The 20,824-nt window shown below is 63.6% G+C and carries 17 protein-coding genes; 11 read left to right on the forward strand and 6 right to left on the reverse strand.

Annotated features, from left to right (window positions below; genetic code table 11):
• Positions 1-63 precede the first annotated feature (63 nt).
• Positions 64-1,137: a DUF1501 domain-containing protein gene (locus tag AC0L14_RS18905; RefSeq protein ID WP_473750370.1), complete on the forward strand. Its 1,074-nt coding sequence runs from the start codon at positions 64-66 to the stop codon at positions 1,135-1,137.
• Positions 1,138-1,392: 255 nt separating this feature from the next.
• Here the strand turns inward: AC0L14_RS18905 and AC0L14_RS18910 are convergent, their stop codons facing one another.
• Positions 1,393-2,373 (reverse strand): quinone oxidoreductase family protein, encoded by a 981-nt coding sequence (locus AC0L14_RS18910; protein WP_473750371.1) that lies wholly within the window; start codon positions 2,371-2,373, stop codon positions 1,393-1,395.
• A 97-nt stretch (positions 2,374-2,470) separates the two neighbouring features.
• On the opposite strand from AC0L14_RS18910, the gene AC0L14_RS18915 reads away from it, so the two are divergent.
• Positions 2,471-2,893 (forward strand): winged helix-turn-helix transcriptional regulator, encoded by a 423-nt coding sequence (locus tag AC0L14_RS18915; RefSeq protein ID WP_473750372.1) that lies wholly within the window; start codon positions 2,471-2,473, stop codon positions 2,891-2,893.
• A 63-nt stretch (positions 2,894-2,956) separates the two neighbouring features.
• Here AC0L14_RS18915 and AC0L14_RS18920 read toward each other — a convergent pair whose 3' ends face one another.
• On the reverse strand, positions 2,957-3,562 hold the full coding sequence (locus tag AC0L14_RS18920; RefSeq protein WP_473750373.1) for an NADPH-dependent FMN reductase: 606 nt from the start codon (positions 3,560-3,562) through the stop codon (positions 2,957-2,959).
• A gap of 92 nt (positions 3,563-3,654) precedes the next feature.
• Here AC0L14_RS18920 and AC0L14_RS18925 point away from each other — a divergent pair, with 92 nt between their 5' ends.
• Complete coding sequence (locus tag AC0L14_RS18925; protein ID WP_167391288.1) at positions 3,655-4,023, forward strand: winged helix-turn-helix transcriptional regulator; 369 nt, start codon at positions 3,655-3,657, stop codon at positions 4,021-4,023.
• A gap of 503 nt (positions 4,024-4,526) precedes the next feature.
• Here the strand turns inward: AC0L14_RS18925 and AC0L14_RS18930 are convergent.
• Positions 4,527-4,922 (reverse strand): acyl-CoA thioesterase, encoded by a 396-nt coding sequence (locus AC0L14_RS18930; protein WP_473750375.1) that lies wholly within the window; start codon positions 4,920-4,922, stop codon positions 4,527-4,529.
• Between the two features lie 205 nt (positions 4,923-5,127).
• Between AC0L14_RS18930 and AC0L14_RS18935 the strand changes: the two genes are divergently transcribed.
• From AC0L14_RS18935 to AC0L14_RS18950, 4 genes are all read left to right on the forward strand, one after another.
• Complete coding sequence (locus AC0L14_RS18935; protein ID WP_473750417.1) at positions 5,128-5,607, forward strand: GNAT family N-acetyltransferase; 480 nt, start codon at positions 5,128-5,130, stop codon at positions 5,605-5,607.
• 162 nt (positions 5,608-5,769) lie between these two features.
• Positions 5,770-7,386 (forward strand): GMC family oxidoreductase, encoded by a 1,617-nt coding sequence (locus AC0L14_RS18940; RefSeq protein WP_473750418.1) that lies wholly within the window; start codon positions 5,770-5,772, stop codon positions 7,384-7,386.
• Complete coding sequence (locus tag AC0L14_RS18945; protein ID WP_473750376.1) at positions 7,383-8,594, forward strand: mandelate racemase/muconate lactonizing enzyme family protein; 1,212 nt, start codon at positions 7,383-7,385, stop codon at positions 8,592-8,594. Before AC0L14_RS18940 ends, AC0L14_RS18945 begins: the two co-directional genes overlap by 4 nt.
• Entirely contained in the window at positions 8,591-9,514 is a 924-nt protein-coding gene (locus tag AC0L14_RS18950; protein WP_473750377.1) for an NAD(P)-dependent oxidoreductase, read from the forward strand. Before AC0L14_RS18945 ends, AC0L14_RS18950 begins: the two co-directional genes overlap by 4 nt.
• Before the next feature lie 91 nt (positions 9,515-9,605).
• On the opposite strand, the gene AC0L14_RS18955 is transcribed toward AC0L14_RS18950, so the two are convergent.
• Complete coding sequence (locus AC0L14_RS18955) at positions 9,606-10,544, reverse strand: diacylglycerol/lipid kinase family protein (RefSeq protein WP_473750378.1); 939 nt, start codon at positions 10,542-10,544, stop codon at positions 9,606-9,608.
• Between the two features lie 951 nt (positions 10,545-11,495).
• On the opposite strand from AC0L14_RS18955, the gene AC0L14_RS18960 reads away from it, so the two are divergent.
• Positions 11,496-12,005, forward strand: a complete 510-nt coding sequence (locus tag AC0L14_RS18960) for a hypothetical protein (RefSeq protein WP_473527737.1) — start codon at positions 11,496-11,498, stop codon at positions 12,003-12,005.
• Here AC0L14_RS18960 and AC0L14_RS18965 read toward each other — a convergent pair.
• Together AC0L14_RS18965 and AC0L14_RS18970 are read right to left on the reverse strand one after the other, a co-directional pair.
• On the reverse strand, positions 12,002-12,973 hold the full coding sequence (locus tag AC0L14_RS18965; protein WP_473488757.1) for a hypothetical protein: 972 nt from the start codon (positions 12,971-12,973) through the stop codon (positions 12,002-12,004). The genes AC0L14_RS18960 and AC0L14_RS18965 overlap by 4 nt on opposite strands.
• Before the next feature lie 117 nt (positions 12,974-13,090).
• Entirely contained in the window at positions 13,091-14,143 is a 1,053-nt protein-coding gene (locus AC0L14_RS18970) for a CapA family protein (RefSeq protein ID WP_473750419.1), read from the reverse strand.
• A 142-nt stretch (positions 14,144-14,285) separates the two neighbouring features.
• On the opposite strand from AC0L14_RS18970, the gene AC0L14_RS18975 reads away from it, so the two are divergent.
• From AC0L14_RS18975 to AC0L14_RS18985, 3 genes are all read left to right on the forward strand, one after another.
• Complete coding sequence (locus AC0L14_RS18975; protein WP_473750379.1) at positions 14,286-15,533, forward strand: hypothetical protein; 1,248 nt, start codon at positions 14,286-14,288, stop codon at positions 15,531-15,533.
• 112 nt (positions 15,534-15,645) lie between these two features.
• Positions 15,646-18,795 (forward strand): excinuclease ABC subunit UvrB, encoded by a 3,150-nt coding sequence (uvrB, locus tag AC0L14_RS18980; RefSeq protein WP_473750380.1) that lies wholly within the window; start codon positions 15,646-15,648, stop codon positions 18,793-18,795.
• A 447-nt stretch (positions 18,796-19,242) separates the two neighbouring features.
• Entirely contained in the window at positions 19,243-20,772 is a 1,530-nt protein-coding gene (locus AC0L14_RS18985; RefSeq protein ID WP_473750381.1) for an ABC-F family ATP-binding cassette domain-containing protein, read from the forward strand.
• Positions 20,773-20,824: the final 52 nt, after the last annotated feature.

The following is a 20,824-nucleotide window of genomic DNA, read 5'->3' on the forward strand; positions in this document are numbered from 1 at the left end:
GCGCTCCAAGGTTTCGCCTTGGCGTCCGCGTTCGGTAGCGTGCGTCTGGCCGGTGCCTCGCCTGTGGACGAAGATCCTCGCCTTCTGCTCGTCCACCTGCGCGGCGGGCTCGATGCATTAGCTGCCGTGTCGCCCTACGGCGATCCGCATTTTGCCTCGGCGCGCGGGCCCCTCGCGCCGTTCCCGAACTCCGGCGTCGCCGAGATGCTCAAGCTCGACGGGCTCTTCGCGCTTCATCCGGCGCTCGGGCCCCTCCTGCCCTACTACTCGTGCGGCGAGTTGCTCATCGTGCCCGCGACCGCCATTCCGGATGCGGGCCGGTCCCACGTGGCCGCCCAGGCGGCGCTGTTCGACGGCGATATCGACGGCGGCAGCGCCGGATGGCTCGACCGGGCTTCGTCTGTACTGTCGTGCCGGCAGAAGGCGGTGTGGCAGGCCAGACCGGCCGATCGATCGATGGACATGCTGGCCGATCTTGCGTTGGCCAATCCTCGGCTCGACCTCGTCCGCCTCTGCGCCAAGGGCACTTGGCCGTCCGGCGGAAAGGACAGCGAAAGCCTGCTGGAACAACATGCCGCATGCGAAGCGGTTCGCTTCGGCGACGCGGCCAGGAGCGCGGCGCTTGCCCTGTCAGCTACGGGCGGACCACGGATCGCGATGCTCGAGGTGGCCGGCTTCGACACGCATGTGGCGCAGGGAGCGGACTTCGGACGGCTGGCGCGGAGTTTGAATGGGCTGGCGCGGGGTCTCATTGCGTTTGCCCAAGCGTCCGGGCCTGCCTGGAACAGGACGGCGGTGCTGGTGGTCACGGAGTTCGGCCGTTCCGTGGTGCCCAACACCGACGGCGGCACTGATCACGGGGCCGCGAGTGTCACATTGTTAATGGGTGGCGCCGTTGCCGGCGGGCGGGTCGGCAATCGCTGGCCCGGTCTTGCTCCCGACCTGCTTCATGGCGGAACAGACTTGGCTGCTACGACGGACGTGCGATCAATCATAAAAGGCGTGCTGACGGAACACCTGCGTCTTCCTGACCGAGCAATGGCTGAAATTTTCCCAGGCGCTGGCGGGATACCGGCGATGCGTGGACTATTTATCAGGAGCCGTTGTCCCGGCGGAGGTTGGACTGCTTCGATGTGATCTCCAACGCGGTTTAGCTTCTTGTCCGAGGTTTCGTCGGCCGCGGGACGCATCGGACTGCAATAGGCGACTCCTAATCCTAAGTGTCCGCTTCTAAGAAGCTTCCGGAATGACCGGTTTCGGATGCCGGCCCCCAGCGCGGTCGCCTATATTGTCCGGTTTAAGGCAGTGGCCGAGCTAACTTGAATGGCCGAGATGCTGCGCAAGCGGACGGGTTCCACGATTGGCCTGTGAGCAGTTAATCGACCACACCAATCAAGGTATCAGCACGACCTTGCCGGTCGAGCGGCGCTCCTCCAGCGAGCGGTGCGCTTCGTTGGCCTGGTCGAGCGGGTAGCGGCCGCCTTGCGTCACGACAAGCTGGCCGCTGGCTGCCAGCTGGAAAAGCTCCGACAGGCTGGCCCTGAGGCGATCGGCAGAGAGCAGCGGCAGCAGGGCAAAACCTCGCAGGGACTGGTTCCGGGTGATCATCGCTTCCAGTTCCGAGGCGCCGAGCGCGTATCTGCCCAGCGCCGCAAAGACCAGCTCTCCGCTAGGCGCGAGAGCCTGCAGCGACGCCGCCGTCATTGAGCCGCCGACAATGTCGTAGATTATATCGACGCCGGCGCCGCCTGCCGCTTCCCGCACACGCATGGGCCAATCCGACATGCCGTAGTCGACCGCGGCATTGGCTCCAAGCGACAGGGCAAGATCGAGCTTGGCCCTGCTGCCGGCGGCCGCGATCACGGCCCTGGCGCCCTGGCGTTTGGCGAGCTGGACAAGCAACGAGCCGACACCACCGGCAGCTGCAGTGACCAGCACGGACTTGCCGGCGGGCGGGCTTTGCCGCAGCAGATGAAAGGCCGTCAGCCCCTGCACCATCAAGGCCGTCGCGTCTTCGAACGAGAGCGCGTCGGGCAAAGGCACGGCCAGCTTTGCGTCGATCGTCACATAGTCGGCATAGCCGCCAAACGAGCGCTTCGAAGCGAACAGCGGCGCCGCGACGTGTGTCCCAAACAGCGAGCTGTCCACGCCTTGACCAAACGCCTCCACTGTGCCGGCAGCCTCGACGCCGAGGACCATCGGCAATTGCGGCGTCACCGCGTAGCGATCCCCGCGCATCAGCACTTCAAAGAAATTCACGCCGGCCGCATGAACGCGGATCAGCACCTCGCCTGCTTGCGGCAGCGGCTTCGGCATCTCGACGATCTCCAGGACGTCGGGACCGCCGAAACGGTTCAGTTGAATGGCTCTCATGGCATGCACCCGTCGCTATGGCATCGGCTGCTGTTTGCCACTATCTGCCTGATCGCGACTACACACTCATTTGTCCCCTGCTGACCAGGAGGTGACCATGGCCATGCCGACCAAAAGGGGGCCGACCAAGAGGCTGCCAACCAAAAGACTGCCCATGCTGCCGGCGGAACGCGCGCTGAAGGTGATTTCGGGCCGATGGAAGGCCGTCATTCTCTATCATCTCTTCGACGGGCCCCGGCGGCTGTCGGTGCTGAAGACGCTGGTGCCTGATATCACGCAGAAAGTGCTGATCCAGCAGCTTCGCGAAATGGAAGAACACGGCCTTATCAGACGCGAGATCTTTGCCGAGATTCCCTCGCGCGTCGAATATTCGGCGACGCGCCTTGGCCTCAGCCTCGAGCCTATCCTTTTGGCGCTCTGTGAGTGGGGCCAGCACCATGCGGATGAGCTGAACGAAATGGACCGCGTTACCGATTGCATCATCAAGCCTCGGCAGGCGCGCCAGCCAGCCATCGCCTGAATAAAAAAGGGGCGACGCAAGCGCCGCCCCGGAATCCTTGGGAGGATTGTTCCGGTCTGCGGTTCAGGCCGCCTTGACTTCCTCGGCCACCACGTCGGCCTGACGCGCCGCCTTCAGCACTTTGGCCCACCATGCAACGTCGTTGACCAGTGCAGTCGCCGCCTGGTTCAGGTGCTCGAGCTCCTCGAGCTTCTTTTCACCTTGCCGGACGGCAAGGAAATCGCCCCAGGCAATATGGACTGCCGACTTGACCGGCGCCATCTGCAGCTCGACGGCATGCAATCTGAGCTGCTCGACGGCACGCGCGCCACCGACGCTGCCATAGCCGACGAAACCGGCCGGCTTCTTGTTCCATTCATTGGCGGCGTAGTCGATCGCGTTCTTCAACACGGCCGTCGGGCCATGGTTGTATTCGGCGGCAGTGAAGATGAAGCCGTCGAACTCGGCGACCTTCTTCTGCCAGCGCTTTGCCACCTCATTCTGCGACGGCGCCCAGGCGGACGATGCGACCTCATCGAAGAACGGCAGCGGGAAGTCGCGCAGATCGACCACTTCCACGTCGATATCGGCATGCGATTTGGCGATCTTGGCGATCCACTGGGTCGGAACGTCGGCAAATCGTGCGGCGCGGGTCGAACCGACGACAATGGCGATTTTGGGTTTGGACATAGAGGGGCTCTCCTTCAGGCGAATTTCTGGTATCGTTTAGATACCTGAGCTATATGAGTGACTACGCTCACGAGGCGCAAGGAGGCACCTTTTTGTTACCAAGGCACCCGCACCGCACCGAGGACTGCCGCGCCATCTCGGAAATCCTGCAGCGCGTCGGCGACAAATGGACCGTACTCGTCGTCGGCAAGCTCGGTGACGGGCCGCTGCGCTTCAACGAATTGCGCAGCGCCGTCGGCGGCATTTCGCAGAAGATGCTGACCACCACATTGCGCGGGCTTGAGCGCGACGGCTTCGTCACCCGCACCGTGTTCCCGACCATTCCGCCGCGCGTCGACTACGAACTGACCGACCTTGGTTACGAGCTTCTTGTGCCGGTCGGCGCGCTCGGCGACTGGGCGCGCAAGAACACCGAGCGGGTCAAGGCCGCGCGGGCGAGGTTCGATGGGCTTCATGCCTGAAACTCTCGCGCTGCAAGGGTTTGCGCACGGCGCGTAGCGTAGTTCTACGGCTGCATCTGCATTCCAGCCCGCAGATGGCTTTCGATCCGCTTCGATTTCGGGCCCGATTGACGACCTTGCCGTCGATGGCGCAGGCCGCCCCTTCGCCGCAATTGCTCACGCTCATCGCGCCGGTGTGGCACGTCGTTACAACGCAGAATCCGCACCTGGTCGCTTGCCGCTTGAAGGTGTGGTTTTCGGCGGCGCAACGGGCTGCGGCCTCGTCTCGTTTGACCCGGTTTAGGCGGTCCCGGCCAACAGGCAGAACAAGGCTGCAAGCGCCTGCCAATGCGCCGTTCAGCAGTCGTTGACGCATTGTCTTTTCCCTATGTCCTGCCGCCATGGTCACAGAAATGTGCGAACGCGAATATGAAAAGCATCACACACCGTCGCTGTTCGCGTCTCATTGCGAGAGGCTGGCAGCGGCATTGCCGTTCGACTTTAAGCTGACTGCATCCAGCCGATCAGTTTTCCGCCGGAACGGCCTTCGGCTTGCCTTCGCCGTCCAGCGCCACCATGACGAAATCGGCATGAGTGACCTTCTCCATCAGGTCGGAGAGGTAGCGCTGCGCCCATGCCTCGACCTTGAGCGTCATCGAGGTGCGGCCGACGCGCTCGACATGCGTATAGATGCACAGCGTGTCGCCGATCTTCATCGCCTTGGCGAACGACATTTCCTTCACCGCCGCCGTCACCACGCGGCCCCTGGCGCGCTCGGCGGCGCGGATGCCGCAGGCAAGATCCATCTGTGCCATCACCCAGCCGCCAAAAATGTCGCCCGCTGCATTGGCGTCCGAAGGCATGGCCAGCGTCCTCAGCGTCAGATCGCCAATCGGCCGCCCGTCCGCGTAATGCACCATGCGCCCAAATCCCCTCGATATCGATCTTCTCCCGTATCGGGATGGCACCGATGCGTCAACGCGCACAGCCAGGTGCTAAACTGCGCACGGTGAGTTGAGAAAGGCAGCTGACATGAAACTTACCTCTCGCCCTCTGACGCCAGATCTATGGCCCGCGCTCGAGGACCTGTTCAGGGAGAGCGCCGTCTGCAGTCGCTGTTGGTGTATGTACGGGCGTATCGGCAGTTCTTATCGAAAGCGACCAGGCGAGGAAAACAAGGCCGCATTCCGGCAAGCCGTCGAGCATGGTCCCTCCCCAGGCGTACTTGCTTTCGACGGCGGTACTGCTGTCGGCTGGTGCCAGGTGACACCGCGCGATGCCGTGCCCTGGCTCGATCGGCTGTGGCAGCTCAAGCGGGTGGATGATGCGCCGGTCTGGTCCTTGTCCTGCCTCTACGTAAGAAAAGGATACCGCCGGCAAGGCATCACATCCCACCTGATCGCAGCGGCGCTGGAAGCCGCAAGGCGCGCAGATGCCCCTTCGCTTGAGGCCTATCCTTTTGATGCCGATGTATCGCCGAGCGCTTCCGGCAGTGGATACGCCTCCACCTTCGCTCGTGCCGGGTTCAGGGTCGTCGCTCGCAGGGTGCCAGCCCGCCCGATCATGCGTTATGATTTCAAGCAAAATGCTGATGATGGCGTATGATGCTCCGACGCTTATCCATGAGGCAAAGGCCGCTTCAGGCAGGGCACCGAATGCAAACGAAGTACCGGTCGCTTTTTTCACAGGCGATGCCGCAAGCTCCGGTGATCGCGGCGGCTTGCGGCGTCTAGGTTGAGCGAAAATTCGGAGCCGACCGCAGCCACCATGCAGACCTATGATTTTATCATCGTCGGCTCCGGCTCGGCCGGTTCGGTTCTGGCCGAAAGACTGTCGGCTTCCGGCCGCTTCTCGGTGTTGGTGATCGAAGCCGGCGGCACCGACCGGCGTTTCTACGTCCAGATGCCGCTCGGCTACGGCAAGACCTTCTTCGACCCGGCGGTCAACTGGAACTACAAGACCGAGCCGGACCCGGGGCTCGCCGGCAATGTCGACCACTGGCCGCGCGGCAAGCTGCTCGGCGGCTCGAGCTCGATCAACGCCATGGTCTGGATCCGCGGCGCGCGCGAGGACTTCGACGCTTGGGCAGCGGCCGGCAATCCCGGCTGGGGCTTCGATGACCTGCTGCCTGCCTTCAAGGCGCTGGAAGACAATCAGGCCGGCGCCGACCAGTGGCGCGGTGTTGGCGGTCCGCTGCACATCACCGACTGCTCGACCTCAGTCCATCCGCTCACCAAGCGCTATCTGGCGGCCGCCAATCAGGCCGGCCTGCCGTTCAACCCGGACTTCAACGGCGCCTCCCAGGAAGGCGCCGGCATCTATCAGATCACCACCAAAAGCGGCCGCCGCATGTCGGCTGCCCGCGCCTTCCTGCGGCCGGCGATGAAGCGAAACAATGTCCGCGTCGAGATCAATGCGCTGGTGACCAGGATCCTGTTCGAGGGCAAGCGCGCCGTTGGCATCGAGTACCTGCAGAACGGTGAGACGAAAACTGCCCGCGCCGGCCGCGAGGTCATCCTGTCGGGCGGCTCGATCAATTCCCCCCAGTTGCTTCAGCTTTCCGGGGTCGGCCCGTCGGCGCTCCTTGGCGCGCTCGGCATTCCCGTCGTCCACGCCAATGAGAATGTCGGGGCGAACCTGCAGGACCATGTCGGCATCAACTACACCTTCAAGGGTCGGCTGCCGACGCTCAACCAGATTCTGCGCCCGTGGTGGGGCAAGCTCATGGTCGGCATGCAATATGTCCTCTTGCGCTCCGGCCCGCTGTCGCTGTCGATGAACAATGCCGGCGGCTTTTTCCGCACCGACCCGGCTCTTTCACGGCCCAACATGCAGCTTTATTTCCAGGCGTTCTCGACCGTCGTCCCGAAGAGCGGAGAGCGCCCGATCCTGACCCCAGATCCGTGGCCGGGCTTTTCCATCGGCCTGTCCAACTGCCGTCCATCGAGCCGTGGCGAGATCATGATCCGCTCCGCCAATCCGCGCGATTATCCGAAGATCGTCGCCAATGCCTTTTCGACCGAGGCTGATATCGCCGAAATGCTGGCGGCGGTGAAGTTCACCCGGAAGATCGCCGCCATGCCGGCGATGGCCGAGATCATCGAGGAAGAGGTCTTGCCGGGCCCGTCAATCACCTCGGACGCGGATCTCATTCAGGATTTCAGGAAACGTTCGGGCACCGTCTACCACCCGGTCTCGACATGTCGCATGGGACCGGACGCTGCGCGCGCCGTTGTCGACCCGCGCCTGACAGTTCACGGCCTCGCCGGCTTGCGCGTCATCGACGCCTCGATCTTTCCCGATAACATCACCGGCAACACCAACGCCGCCTCGATCATGACCGGATGGAAGGGCGCCGAACTGGTTCTGGAGGATCAAAAATGAAAATCACCGAGGTGAAGACCTGGGTTGTCGGCAATCCGCCGCCCGGCATCGGCGGCAAGTATTTCATCTTCGTCAAGCTCACCACCGACGGCGGCGTGGTCGGCTATGGCGAGGCCTACAACGCCACCTTCTCGGCCCATGTCACCGCCAGGATGGTCGAGGACATGGCCGAGCGCTACCTCGTCGGCCGCGATCCGCACGACATCGAGAACTTCTTCCGCCGCGCCTATTCGTCCGGCTTCACCCAGCGCCCAGACGTTTCCGGCATGGGCTGTTTCTCGGCGCTCGAAATGGCATGCTGGGACATTATCGGCAAGGAGGCCGGCAAGCCGGTCTACAAGCTGCTCGGCGGGCAGGTGCACGAAACGCTGCGTTCCTATACCTACCTCTACCCGCATAGCGGCAGCGTCCACTCCGAGGATGCACGCGGCAAGAACGTCTACAACGACCCTGACATGGCGGCCGAATGCGCGCTCGAATATGTCGAGCAGGGTTTTAATGCCGTCAAGCTCGATCCGGCCGGCCCCTACACCGCCTTTGACGGTCACCAGCCGCGTCTCGTCGACATCGATCTCTCCGCCCGCATGGTCAAGGCGATCCGCGAGGCGGTCGGCACAAGTGCTGACATCCTGTTCGGCACGCACGGCCAGTTCACCGCATCGGGCGCGTTGCGCATGGCCCGCGCCATCGAACCTTACGACCCGCTGTGGTTCGAGGAACCGGTGCCGCCCGACATGCCGGAAGTGATGGCACAGGTGGCGCGTGGCACGTCGATCCCGATTGCCACCGGCGAACGGCTGACGACCAAGTTCGAATTCGCCCGCGTCATCGAGAACCGCGCGGCGACCATTTTGCAACCTGACCTCGGCCGCTCCGGCGGTATTCTCGAAACCAAGAAGATCGCCGCCATGGCCGAGGCCTATCACATCCAGATCGCACCGCACTGCTATTGCGGGCCGATCGTCGGTGCGGCCAACATCCAGCTAGCCGTGACCTTGCCCAACTTCCTCATCCTGGAATCGCTGAAGCAGTGGGACGGTTTTCACGAAAAGCTGCTAAAGAAGAAGATCGAGTGGCAGGACGGCAACGTCATTCCGTCGAAGGAACCAGGCCTTGGCGTCGAGCTCGACGAAGCCGTCTGCGAGGCGCATCCCTGGACCGGCACGGACCTGCATCTGCAGATGATGCAGACGCCGTTGATGTCGTGAGCGCGCGCGAGCGTTACGCCTTCATCGGCCTTGGCCATCTCGGCGGTCACCTCGCCGCCAGCCTGATCCGCAATGGTTTCACCATCACCGTCTTCAACCGCGATCCCGCGGCTGTCGAACGCCTGTTGACGCTCGGCGCGACCGCCGCAAAGAGCCCAGCCGAGGCAGCCGCCCTGGCCGGCAACGCCATCACATGCCTGCCGTCGCCTGATATCAGCGAGGCGGTGCTGGCCGGTCGCGGCGGATTGCTCGAAGGCCTGCCCATGGGCGGAAGCTGGATCGAGATGTCGACCAATGGCCAAGACGAGATTGTGCGCCTTGCATCCCTGGCTTCGGCAAATGGCGTCGAGACGCTCGAATGTCCAGTTACTGGCGGCGTGCATCTGGCGGCCGTCGGCACGATCACCGCACCGGTCGGCGGCGATCGGGCACTCTATAAGCGCCACCGTCCGGCCATCGAGGCGATGTGCGCAAGGTCGTTCCTGATGGGGCCGATCGGTTCGGCGGCGGTGATCAAGGTCATCACCAACATGCTGGCCTTCATCCATCTTATCGCTGCCGGCGAAGCGCTCATGCTGGCCAGGAAGGGCGGGCTGGATCTTGCCCAGTCCTACCACGCCATATCAGCCTCGTCCGGCAACAGCTTCGTCCACGAGACCGAGAGTCAGCTGGTGCTGAACGGCTCCTACGACATCGGTTTCACCATGGACCTCGCATTGAAGGACCTGGGCTTCGCACTGGGCATGGCCGAGAAATTCGGCGTGCCGCTCGAGCTCGCCTCGCGCGTCAACGCCATATTCGAACAAGGCAAGAACACCTATGGCGGCAGCGCCTGGTCGACCATGATCGTCAAGCTTCTGGAAGATGCGGTCGGGACCGACCTTCGTGCGCCTGGTTTCCCGGCCAAGCTCGACGTCTGACATCAGGTAATTGTCACGCGATTTCAGTACATTGACTGGATCGCCGAAATCACGCCTGTAACGACCTGAATCAGTCTCTCAGCGCGTTGATTCAATACCTCAGCGTCAGCGCGCCCGGCAGGATCTCGAAGGTCGCCGGTATGCGCCCCGGCGATTCACCGTCTACGTCGACCAGCGCGCCGTTCTTCTGCACATCGCCCAACGGTTCGACAACCACTTTCTTGCCGCGCAAAATGGTAATCGCCGGATGGTTGCGATGCCGCCCGCCATAGAGCAGACGGATATCCCAGATCAGTTTCAATTTGCCCGCCGCCCGCAGGATGACGATGTCGAACTGCCCGTCGTCCAGTTCGGCATCCGGCGCGATCATCATGCCGCCGCCGAAGAACTTTCCGTTGGCCACCGCCACCAGCGCCACCCGCGCCTCGACCGGGACGCCGTCGTCGACGGTGATCACAACGTCCTGGAACCGGTAGCGCATGAATTCCCACACGGTGCGCCAGTAGAACAGCGCCTTGGCCGATACCTTGCCCTTGCGCTTGTCGGCGTTGACCGCGCGGTCGGTGGCGCCCGAAAGACCGAGGCTGGCGATGTTGATGAAATGGCGGCTGGCCAGCGCGCCATGATCGTCGACATACGAGATGCGGCCGGCATCGATCCTGCGAGCCTTGGCCTCGGCGATGCGCTTCAGCGTCAGGTCGACCTCGTCCGAAAGACCGAGCCCGCGGGCGAAATCGATGCCGGCGCCGCAAGGCAGCAGGCCGAGCTCGGCCGTCCGGCCGCTTTCTGCAAACGCCTGCAGCAGCCCGTCGGCCACTTCGCTGGCGGTGCCGTCGCCGCCTGCCGCGATCACCAGTTCGAAGCCGCTGGCGGCAAGGACGAGCGCCAGTCGTTCGGCGTCGCCGGTAGCCTGCGTTTCGCGCAGCTCGAAATTGCCGAAATTTTTCCTGAGCGAAGCACTGACCTCAGGCCAATGCCTTTTGAGCCGGCCGCCACCGGCAATCGGATTGAGAACCACCCCGACCTTCAAGAACGCCCTCCCCAAAGGACGGCAACGACACTGCTGTCCTAAAATCCTTTGCCGGCATTGAAGCCCGCGCCGCTCTGTGGGGCAAGGGCCGAATGTTCGATCTTGCTGCTCGCCGCAGATGAGGGCGTGATCCGCCCCTGCATCTCGTCGAAAAAAAAAACGCTCGGCCGCCGAGTTCAGTCCCCGATAATCCCGCTATCCACAGGCTCGTGGCTGTTTCGCCAAACGCTTATCCCCCGTATGTTAAACCCATCTCAGGCGGCTACCGATCGCCAAGTCGAAAGGCAAAGCGAAACGGCGGATTTCCTGAGGCCCGTACGGCCCCGAACGAAAGCAGGCTTGCCTGATTTGAGGAGGGATGCCGAGACCTACGGGGCCGCGGAAAGCGTGCGAACGCCTACGGCGGACCGATGCTGCCATGAAGGACGGCAAAAACCTTCGATGGCGCGCTGGACGAAGCTCGCAAGGGTGGAACTGGCGAGGTCCCGAACGGACGCTGCCCTCGGGCGGTGACTGGCAGGACCGTCAACATCAAGGCCGGCATGGCGCGACGTCTTTACGGAAGTTGCTGCCGCGACCGTGTCCTGATCTGACAGGGAGGCGCCGGGAGAAATCCCGGCGCCGACTGTCGTTTGGGCTTCTCTCGCGATTTGACCGCCAGGCTCACGCGCATCGGATCGACTACGATCGCCCCGGACGGAAACTTCCTGACGTTGATTCAGAAGCTTTGCAGCAGACGTCAAGTCGAACACATCTACGATTGGTGAGACCTTTCGGCCACAGTCAGCAATGGTGAAAGGTTCCGTGGCGTACCCGTCACGCTCATTCCATAATCGCGGCCAAATCCCGCCTTGTTCCACGGTGATTGACGATGCCTGAGCGTCGCGCATCCTGTTCGGTCACGCGAAGAACCTCGGCGGTATTTTTCAAGCAACTCGAAGGGACAAGACCGTGATCAAGACCGCCCTTGTCGCCATGACCATCGTCGGCTGCGACTGCGATGCCAGGCTTTGCGAATATATTGGCGAGACGCCGGCCAAGTGGTCGACCATCGCCGATTGCGAAGCGGCCATGAAAAGCCAGACGTTGCACGCGCGCAATTTCAACTACCCGCTGATCTCGGGCATATGTCGCACGACGCAAACGCCGTCATCGCAGCTTGCCGCGACGGCCTCAATGCCCGCGTTGACGACGGCAGCGCAGACAGGCACCGACCCGCTCCCCTCGGAATTGAGCCATCGGCCCAACGTTGCTGTCGGATCGCAGGCAACGGCGACGGAAACAGAAGCTGCCACACCGGTTGCCTATGACTCTGTGGTCGATAGCGGACGCCCGGTGCTGTATCGCACAAAGAACGGCTACGGCGTCGTCAAGACAGACCTTGGCCGCGCCGCATCCGCGACCATCGGCATGGCCAAGCGGTCGGCGAATTGGCTGGCGGCCAAGATGCCCGGCGGCTAACCCGCTGCCTCGTCCTTTGCACCGATCTTGCGCACCAGCGCAGCCGTCGCCAGCATCGCGCCGATGTCTGATATCATCGGCGCGACATGCTTGGCGTAGTCGAGCGGCACCGAGATATCAGGCAGCTCGAAAAAATCCTTCGTCTGCGGCAACAGTAGAAAACCATCGCTACCATTGAGCGCAACCCGCGCTGGATCATCGGGCCATGTCTCGCTGAGCCATGTGAGTGCCTGCGCCAGCCGGCCGCTCACCAGCGGCTGCGCCGCCTCGACATTGTCGGTGCGGAAGTCGTAGGCGGCATCGAGCTCGGGCACGCCGCATGACAATTCTTGCATCCTGCTGGCGAACATGCCGCGGAAGAACCCGACGGCCATGTCAGTCCGGCGGGCGGCCACCAATATGCCGGGGAACGGCACGATCGTCTCGAAGGCAACGACGATCCCCTTGAATGCTATCGTGCCGCTCTTGCCCGTGCCTTGCCGGAGATCCGCTTCGTAAAGCTCGAACGGAAATCCCTCGTAGCGGCCGGATACGATGTCGTCGAAGCGCTTGGTGTTGAAAGTGCCGATCGTCTCGCGCGGCAGCCGGTCGAACGAATTCGGCGTCACATCATGCTGGTAGCGCATGTCCTCGATGAAACCGAAGATGATCGGCAGCAGCGTCTTGCGGAACGATTGCTGCAACGTGCTCGTCGGCTTGATCGCCTGGAAATAGAGCAGGATCGCCGCCACGAACCCGACGACATAAAGGAACACATGCGGCGTCGAGAACCATCGCTCGTATGGGTCGGCGATCATGTTGAAAAGCCAGGCGACGAGTGCCACGAACAACAGCACCAGGCCGATGAACAGCGGCACCCGCCAGCGGACTCGCCGGTAGGCCGAAGCCCTTTCGGCCTCATAGGCCGCGAGATTGCTCTTGATGCCGGCGATGTCGGTTTCATCAGGCATGAAATCCGCTGCTTCCATCGCCATCCCACCGTCGAAAGACCGAACACCCTCGGACAATAGCCGATTTTGCGGAAAGTCGCGCGACTACAGCGTTGGGAAAGGTGGTGAGCCCACACGATTTATCCGAGCCACCAGTCAACTGTGGCCATCAATTCCCTTACCAAAAACCGCAACGAAACGGTTCGTAACGTTTTGCCTTAATGCGCCCTCCAGCGCCTCAATGGGAACCAGCCGCTCATGATCGCCGGCGCGCAGCCGCATGAAGGGATGCAGCCGGTAGGCGGCAATGGCGCCACGCGTGTCGGCATCAGCGCTGACATCGGCGGTCAGGATGCCGCCGATGCGGCCGGGCCATGGCTGTCGCGCCAAGGCGGTGCCAAGAAAATCGCCGAGCCCATAGGCGACGAGCGCCTTGCCGATCCGTTCCACCGGCTGCACGACATGGGCATGATGGCCAGCGATCAGCCCGACGCCTTGCGCGGCCAAATGCCGTGCCAGTGCCCGCGTTTCAGCCTGTGGAAAATGCCGGAATTCCCAATCCCAATGTGGCACGGCACAGGTGAGGTCGACGGCGGCGCCGCGCGGCCATCGTGCCGGGTCGCCTTGCATCGACACACGGCCCGCGAACGCAGCCGCGCCGGCATTGCGCCACAGCGTGAAAGCGGCGAAGCCTATTGTCAGCGGCCCGACCGCAAGGCGTTCGACCGGATCGCCGGCGGCGGTACCGACGCTGCGGATGCCGAGACGATTCAGCGCCGCCACGGTCTCGTCGAAACCCTCGACGCCTTGATCGAGCACATGATTGTTGGCGAGCGACAGCACCAGTTTCTCGCGCGAGATGCCGACGGCCGCCAGCGTCTCGGCAAGAAACCGCTCGGTCATGGCGTGACGGGTGCCAAGCTTCGTGCCCATCGCCGCGCTCGGTCGCTCCACCACCGGGCTTTCGCAATTGCCGACCACCAGATCGGCGGAGCCGAGCAACGTGGCGATCGCCGGGTCGCATTGCGGCGCACTGCGATTGGCCACCGCCGAGATATCGCCGACAAAGGCGAGCCGCACCGTCCGCCCCGGCGGCGGCTCGATCATCGTTCCTGCCGCCGGTGCAAAACCACTAGCGTCGCCGCCAAGCGTCGGCTTCAGGAAACGCGGCAGCCAAGACAATTTGTAGGAAAGCGGATAGTTCGACACGCGCAGCCTGTACCGGAATGAACTGCCACGGTAGACGATGCGCCCGATATAGCGAAGCGCCTCTGTTCGGAATCGTGCGGACAAGGCGCGGCACGCGAATTGCGTGTATGCTTGCCGCCGAACAGCATACCGGAGGACCAAGATGACGCGATTTTCGAGCCTGCTGGCATCCGCCCTTATTCTGCTGCTGCCGGTTGCTTCTGCCGGTGCCGCAGCCCCCGAACCGGCCGCCCTGTTCGAGGCAAAAACCGTGGCCGACCGCGACAGCACGCTTACAGCGCTCGAAGCCGCGCCCACTGATCCCGCGTCGGCCTACGCCGCGGGCGCCGGCCAATTCTTCACCGCGCTGGAGATCCTGGCCGGCGGCCTGCACGGGCACGGTTTCGAAAGCCCGCAATCATTCATGCTGCCGCTGATGCGGCTGCCGGTGCCGGACAATCCCAATCCCGAGCCGCTGACCTACGACGACTTCCGCGCCATCCTGGTCGCCTTCCGCGATCGGCTGGAAAAGTCCGCCGCCACGCTTGGATCCGTGCCTGCCGATGCCGACATCGGCATGGAGGTCGACCTCACCCGTCTCGGCATCGACCTCAACGAGGACGGCCAGATCGCGCCGGACGAAAGTGCCGCCGCGATCATGGCGTCCCTGTCACGCGGCGGTGCGCCAGACGCAGCCGCACCCGCCCTCACCTTCCGCTTCGACCGCGCCGATGGCTACTGGCTGCAGGGCTATGCCGAATTCCTGATGGCGCAGGCCGATTTCTGGCTCGCGCATGATTTCAGGAACGCCTTCGACGGTTCGTTCCACATGCTGTTCCCGCGCGCCAAACTGCCTCTGCAGGACACGCTCGTTCCGCTGGACGGCGGCATGAGCGGCGGCATGTTGTCGTCCGAATGGCGCATCGCCGATTTCATCTCGCTGGTCCATCTGGTCAACTGGCCGGTGGTCGAACCGGAGCGGCGGCAGGCGGCGCGCCGCCATCTCATGGAAATGATCCGCCTGTCCCGCGAAGACTGGAAGGCGATCCGCGCCGAGACCGACAACGACCGCGAATGGCTGCCTGGCCCGCAACAGAAAGGCGCCAGCCCGCTCACCGGCCTGGAAGTCGGCGAGGAGCAGGTCCAGGCCTGGCACGCCGCGCTTGATATGGCCGAGGACCTGCTCGAAGGCCGCATCTTGCTGCCGCATTTCCGCTTCGCCGACAAAGGCATCAATATGAAGCGCTTCTTCGACGAACCAAAGCCCTTCGACCTGGTGCTATCGATCACCGGCCCGGCTATCGCGCCCTATCTCGAGAGCGGAAAAATCCTCACCGGCGAAGAGTTCGACCAGATCCAGCGCCAGTTCGGCGGCGCCGGGTTTTTGACGTTTGCGCTGTGGTTCAACTGAGGGCGCGTTTCGGCATCGCTCCTGACACCCTTGTGTCAGGAGCTTGGTTTCCTCTTGCGCCCCTAGTCACTCCGCTCTTTCCATTTTGGCCGATACCTCCCATATTCGGGGCATGGCCAAACTTTCTGATAAAAAAACGCCGCCGCCGGCGCGTGATGATCGTGCTTCGCCGCCCAAGCGGCGCAGCCCGTTGACCGATTTCCTCGATGCGTCGGAGCCGCTGCACAAGGGCGGTTTTGCCGAGACGCCGCAGACCGAGTTTTCAGGCGCGCCGCTGACCGGCTCGATCGCCGATTGGGCCGAGCAGATCGAGCAGGAAGCCGAAAAGGAAGGGCGCCAAGTCTCCCCCCTTGAGGGGGAGATGTCGCCGAAGGCGAGAGAGGGGGTCGGCAAAGGAAGCGCTCAACATAAGGCATCGCCGAGCGCTGCCGCACCGACCCCACCCGGCGGCTCCGCCGCCGCCCTCCCCTCGAGGGGGAGGGAAGGCGCCAAGCAAAAGAAGATCCCCGAACGCTCCTCCTCCCCCGGCCGCACGGCGCGGGGCACCTCAATGGGCGGCGCGGCGTCGGCGCGGGAGCGCACCGCAGCCGGTCTCAATCCAGTTGCCGGCCTCGATGTTTCGCTGGAGGAAGCCGAGACCATGGCCTCCGGCGGCGTCACCGCCACCGTTGCGGCGCTGTCGGCGCTGATCGAATCCGGCAACCCGCTGCACAAAGATGGCGTGCTGTGGACGCCGCACCGCCCTGCCCGGCCTGAAAAGTCCGAAGGCGGCATCGTCATCACGATGGTGTCGGATTTCGAGCCGGCCGGCGACCAGCCGACGGCGATCAAGGATCTGGTGGAAGGCGTCAACGACAACGACCGCACCCAGGTGCTGCTCGGCGTCACCGGCTCGGGAAAAACCTTCACCATGGCCAAGGTGATCGAGGAGACGCAGCGCCCTGCTTTGATCCTCGCCCCCAACAAGACGCTGGCTGCGCAGCTCTATTCCGAGTTCAAGAAATTCTTCCCGGAAAACGCCGTCGAGTATTTCGTCTCCTACTACGACTATTACCAGCCGGAAGCCTATGTGCCCCGGACGGATACCTTCATCGAAAAGGAATCCTCGATCAACGAGCAGATCGACCGCATGCGCCATTCGGCGACGCGCTCGCTGCTGGAGCGCGACGACGTCATCATCGTCGCCTCGGTGTCCTGCATCTACGGTATCGGCTCGGTCGAGACCTACACGGCGATGACCTTCCAGATGCAGATCGGTGATCGGCTCGACCAGCGCGCGCTGCTCGCCGATCTCGTCGCCCAGCAATACAAGCGGCAGGATATCAATTTCGTGCGCGGCTCATTCCGCGTGCGCGGCGACACGATCGAGATATTCCCTGCCCACTTGGAAGACCGCGCCTGGCGCATTTCGCTGTTCGGCGACGAGATCGAGGCGATCACCGAGTTCGACCCACTGACCGGCCAGAAGACCGGCGAGCTGAAGAGCGTCAAGATCTACGCCAATTCGCACTATGTGACGCCGCGCCCGACGTTGAACCAGGCCATCAAGTCGATCAAGGAAGAGCTCAAGCACCGACTGGTCGAACTCGAACGGGCAGGACGCCTGCTCGAGGCGCAGCGGCTGGAGCAGCGCACCCGCTTTGATCTGGAGATGCTTGAGGCGACCGGTTCCTGTGCTGGCATCGAGAACTATTCGCGCTATCTCACCGGCCGCCAGCCGGGCGATCCGCCGCCGACCTTGTTCGAGTACATCCCCGACAACGCGCTGGTCTTCATCGACGAAAGCCATGTCACCGTGCCGCAGATCGGCGGCATGTATCGCGGCGACTTTCGCCGCAAGGCGACGCTGGCCGAGTACGGCTTCCGTCTGCCGTCCTGCATGGACAACCGGCCGTTGCGCTTCGAGGAATGGGACGCGATGCGCCCGCTCTCCGTCGCGGTTTCGGCGACGCCCGGCGCCTGGGAGATGGAGCAGTCCGGCGGCGTCTTTGCCGAGCAGGTCATCCGCCCGACCGGCCTGATCGATCCGCCGGTCGAGGTGCGCCCGGCCAAGACCCAGGTCGATGATGTCGTCGGCGAAATCCGCGAAACCACCAAGGCCGGCTACCGTACGCTGGTCACCGTGCTGACCAAGCGCATGGCCGAGGACCTGACCGAATATTTGCACGAGCAGGGCATTCGCGTCCGCTACATGCACTCCGACATCGACACGCTGGAGCGCATCGAGATCCTGCGTGACCTGCGCCTCGGCGCCTTCGACGTGCTGGTCGGCATCAACCTTTTGCGCGAAGGTCTCGACATTCCCGAATGCGGCTTCGTTGCCATTCTCGATGCCGACAAGGAGGGCTTCCTGCGCTCCGAAACTTCGCTGATCCAGACCATCGGCCGCGCCGCCAGAAACGTCGACGGCAAGGTCATCCTCTACGCCGACCAGGTCACCGGCTCGATGGAGCGGGCGATGGCCGAGACCAACCGCCGTCGCGAAAAGCAGATGGAGTGGAACGCGGCCAACGGCATCACGCCGGAATCGGTCAAGTCGCGCATCTCCGACATCCTGGACTCGGTCTACGAGAAGGATCATGTCCGCGCCGACATCTCGCAGTTCACCGACAGCGCCGGCGCCATGATGGGCAACAATCTGAAAGCCCATCTCGACGCGATGGACAAGCAGATGCGCGACGCCGCCGCCAATCTCGACTTCGAAAAGGCGGCCCGCATCCGCGACGAGATCAAGCGGCTGCGCGAGATGGAACTGTCCATCTCCGACGATCCGCTGGCCAAATATGCCGATATGGAAAGCCCGGTTTCGGGCCGCGAGAAGGGCAAGCACAACAAGGGCCGCGCCATTCACCGCACGGTCGACGATGACGGCAAGGGTCTCTTCCGCAAGCCCGCGCTCGACGAGATGGGCGCCGACGGCGCCGTGCCGGTCAAGAAGCCGCTATTCGCCAAGCCTTCGCTCGATGCGATGGGTCCGGGCTCCGACATGCCGACGCCCGCCGGGGCGGTGTCGCGCGCGCTGTTCAAGAAACAGTCGGCCGAAGAGGCGCACGGCTCCGATTTCGGCATCCCCGGCGACTCGACCAAGCCGCTGTTCAAGAAGAACTCGCTCGACGAGATGACCGTGCGCCGGACCGAAAAGCCTGTTGAGGGCGACAAGCCAGTCAAGCGCGAACGTGCCGGCATCGGGTCCTACGAAGACCCCACCGACGCGCGTCGCGAAAAGCGCCGGCCGGGTAAGACGGGCAGGCCGGGACGGTAGGGCAGGCAATTGCTTCAAATTTGCGCTGCTCACCACGTTCCAGCGTTGATGATTGGCGAAGCCGAAGCGACATCCGATCTCCCCCGCAAGGGGGGAGATCGGCAGCTTCGCCGACAGTGCCTGCTCCGGAGATCGGCGCTACCGCTTGTCTGAAGCCCTATTGGCGGTGCCACTTGCCATCGGCCCTGCCCCTGGTGTAGCCAGTTTCCATAACTCAACGTCTTGAAAGGAGGGGCTGCGTGACTTTCGACCACCACCGTCAGCGCGGCCCTGTCCCTGCCCTGCGAGCTTGCTTGCAGGGCTGACCAGAGACGGTCCGGGTTCTCCCGCTTCGATTTTCTTGGTCTGCCCTTCGTGGTGCCGCAACGCCGAGCCTGATGGCCAGCCTGCGCACCGTCAAAGTGCATCGAACCGGAACCTCCCTCCGGCCAGACCAGAGAAACCCACATGGCCCTGATCAGCCTCAAGTCCCTCGGCGTCACCATGAGTGCGCCGCTCTTCTCCAACCTCGATCTCACCATCGGCACCGGCGACCGCCTCGGCATCGTCGCCGCCAATGGCCGCGGCAAATCCACCTTGCTGAAGTGCCTGACCGGCGAAATGGAGCCGACATCAGGCGACATCACCCGCACGCGCGGTCTGCGCGTCGGCTATGTCGAGCAAGCCGTTCCCGCAGCACTGGCCGAGCAGCGCTTTCAGCAGGTGGTGGCCGACGCCTTGCCGGCCGAGCAGGCCGAAAGCGAGCAATGGCGTGTCGACGTGGTTCTCGATTCACTTGACGTACCGCAGCCGATGCGCGAGCGGCCGATGCGGGCCTTGAGCGGCGGCTGGCAAAGGCTGGCGCTGATCGCGCGCGTCTGGGTCACCGATCCCGATGTCCTGCTTCTCGACGAGCCGACCAACCATCTCGACCTCGCCAAGATCAGCCAACTCGAGAACTGGCTGAACGCGCTGCCGCGCGAGGTGCCGGTGATGATCGCCAGCCACGACCGGGCATTCCTCGACGGGACGACCAACCGGACCCTGTTCCTGCGCCCCGAACAGTCGCCGGTATTCTCGCTGCCCTATTCCAGGGCACGCGATGCGTTGAGCGAAGTCGACGCCTCGACCGAGCGCAAGTTTCAGCGCGACATGAAGGCGGCGCGGCAATTGCGCCGGCAGGCGGCCAAGCTCAACAACATCGGCATCAATTCGGGCAGCGACCTGCTGACGGTCAAGACCAAGCAGCTCAACCAGCGCGCCCAGCGCCTCGAGGAGGTCGCAGCGCCGGCGCACCGCGAAAGATCGGCGGGCGCGATAAAGCTCGCCATTCGCGGCACCCATGCCAAGGTGCTGATCACGCTCGACGACGTGGCGGTCGAAACGCCTGACGGCACGCTGCTGTTCAGGACCGGCAAGCGCCACATCTGCCAAGGCGATCGCATAGTGCTGCTTGGCCGCAACGGTGTCGGCAAGTCGCGGCTCATCAACCTGATCAGGAATGCCATCGTCGAGCCGGACACGGCGGCGCAAGGCGTGAAGGTGACGCCCTCGACGGTGCTCGGCTACAGCGACCAGGCATTGTCGGGCATCAGCGGCGACGACACGCCGCTGGCGATGCTCTCGCGCAGATTCGATGTCGGCGAGCAGCGTGCCCGCTCGCTACTCGCCGGTGCGGGCGTCGGCATCGACATGCAGGAGCGCAGGATCGGCGTGCTGTCGGGCGGACAGAAGGCGCGGCTGATGATGCTGGCGCTGAGGCTCGCCAATCCCAATTTCTACCTGCTCGACGAGCCGACCAACCATCTCGACATCGACGGCCAGGAGGCGCTGGAGGCGGAATTGCTCGGCCATCAGGCGAGCTGCGTGCTGGCCTCGCACGACCGCTCCTTCATCAGGGCGATCGGCAACCGCTTCTGGCTGATCGAGAACCGGCGGCTGGCCGAGGTCGACAGCCCGGAGGATTTCTTCCGATCGGTGGCAGAAACGGGCGGTTGAAGCTTTGCGGCAAAAAATTCCGACGCTCTGTCGGATCATGGCCGCGCGCCAC

The sequence above is a fragment of the Mesorhizobium sp. WSM4841 genome (assembly GCF_055811515.1).

Coding starts and splice junctions, on each gene's coding strand:
- AC0L14_RS18910 (WP_473750371.1), bottom strand. CDS start 2,373: ATGAGAGCCATTCAACTGAACCGTTTCGGCGGTCCCGACGTCCTGGAG.
- AC0L14_RS18915 (WP_473750372.1), top strand. CDS start 2,471: ATGGCCATGCCGACCAAAAGGGGGCCGACCAAGAGGCTGCCAACCAAA.
- AC0L14_RS18920 (WP_473750373.1), bottom strand. CDS start 3,562: ATGTCCAAACCCAAAATCGCCATTGTCGTCGGTTCGACCCGCGCCGCA.
- AC0L14_RS18930 (WP_473750375.1), bottom strand. CDS start 4,922: ATGGTGCATTACGCGGACGGGCGGCCGATTGGCGATCTGACGCTGAGG.
- AC0L14_RS18935 (WP_473750417.1), top strand. CDS start 5,128: ATGTACGGGCGTATCGGCAGTTCTTATCGAAAGCGACCAGGCGAGGAA.
- AC0L14_RS18940 (WP_473750418.1), top strand. CDS start 5,770: ATGCAGACCTATGATTTTATCATCGTCGGCTCCGGCTCGGCCGGTTCG.
- AC0L14_RS18945 (WP_473750376.1), top strand. CDS start 7,383: ATGAAAATCACCGAGGTGAAGACCTGGGTTGTCGGCAATCCGCCGCCC.
- AC0L14_RS18965 (WP_473488757.1), bottom strand. CDS start 12,973: ATGGAAGCAGCGGATTTCATGCCTGATGAAACCGACATCGCCGGCATC.
- AC0L14_RS18975 (WP_473750379.1), top strand. CDS start 14,286: ATGACGCGATTTTCGAGCCTGCTGGCATCCGCCCTTATTCTGCTGCTG.
- uvrB (WP_473750380.1), top strand. CDS start 15,646: ATGGCCAAACTTTCTGATAAAAAAACGCCGCCGCCGGCGCGTGATGAT.
- AC0L14_RS18985 (WP_473750381.1), top strand. CDS start 19,243: ATGGCCCTGATCAGCCTCAAGTCCCTCGGCGTCACCATGAGTGCGCCG.